Annotated in this window: 2 protein-coding genes; both read left to right on the top strand. The window is 35.0% G+C overall.

Going from position 1 to position 1,155, the window contains the following annotated elements; translation table 11 throughout:
• Positions 1-366: type VI secretion system baseplate subunit TssF (locus tag A2003_RS04455; RefSeq protein WP_286686867.1), on the top strand; the 366-nt coding region annotated here is incomplete at its 5' end.
• A partial coding sequence (tssG, locus tag A2003_RS04450) for a type VI secretion system baseplate subunit TssG (RefSeq protein ID WP_286686866.1) occupies positions 330-1,155 on the top strand: 826 nt, incomplete at its 3' end. The genes A2003_RS04455 and tssG, both read left to right, overlap by 37 nt.

The following is a 1,155-nucleotide window of genomic DNA, read 5'->3' as shown; positions in this document are numbered from 1 at the left end:
TTAGCTTTGATGAAGGGGGATGCTTTAAGTCATGTAAAAGAGCTTTTGGCTTTGTACAATTTGCCACATTCCAAAGAAAACATTCTTTTGATTGATGCTGTTTCACAGCTCACATTTTCAACCACAAATAAATTAGTCAATTCAAAACCCTTTCCTATGTTTGTTCGAGGTGTGAGGGCTGAGCTAACAGTCAATAAAAGCATTTTTCGTGGACACAGCCTTTTTATCTTTAGCCAATTATTGAGCCGTATTTTTAATCTTAAGGTTCAAATGAATAGCTTTGTCGATGTGCTAGTGAAAGATAGTCTTAATCAACAGGAGATATACCAATGCGTTCAGAACGTTGGTGGCAAGACTCTTCTGTAGTTGATCATATATTTACAAAACCAAGTGCTTTTGAGTTTGTTCAATCAACACGGTTATTGCGTCATTCTAATCGTCCTTTATCTCAGCAGAATTGGGCTGATGATTTTAAATTTGAAACATCATTCAGTTTAAGTTTTCCAGCTACAGAGATTGAAACGCTTCAATATACAGACTCTCGAATTGAACTGACAAACTTAGTGGTTGGTTTAACGGGGACGCAAGGTGCTTTACCTTATACATATACGAATAAATTAAAACAAAGTAATAGGCAACAACGACAAGAGATCAAAGCATTTCTAGGTTTATTTAATCATAAGCTAACCGCGAAATATGTCGATGCGAGTTTAGTTTATAATTTGGCGGTTCGTTACGAAATTGAACCTACTAATCATTACTTAAATATACTTCATGCATTAAACGGTTACATAAGCTCTCAACATGAACAACACGATTTAGATGAATATTTTGCAGAATTCTCAGGTTTAATGCAGGGGCAAAACAATACTGCCCATGCTTTAAAAACAGTGCTGAGCTGTGTCTTTGATACACAAGTGCATATTCAAGAATTCATCAAAGAAAAGTTTAAACTTGAAGATGAACAGAAGACTTGTTTAGGAGGAACTAATCCTAGTTTGTTGGGATTAAATACTTTTTGTGGTGACACGGTTCAGCAAATTAATGGAAAAATAGAAATTCAGATCGGACCTTTAAGCCGAGAGCAATATTTAGAATTTTTACCCAATCAGTCATTAAATAAGAAACTGAAACATCTCATTCAGACTTGGTGTA

It is taken from the genome of Acinetobacter sp. GWC1_38_13 (genome assembly GCF_001767535.1).
Taxonomy (GTDB): domain Bacteria; phylum Pseudomonadota; class Gammaproteobacteria; order Pseudomonadales; family Moraxellaceae; genus Acinetobacter; species Acinetobacter junii.
This window is presented reverse-complemented; position numbering and strand designations above follow the sequence as displayed.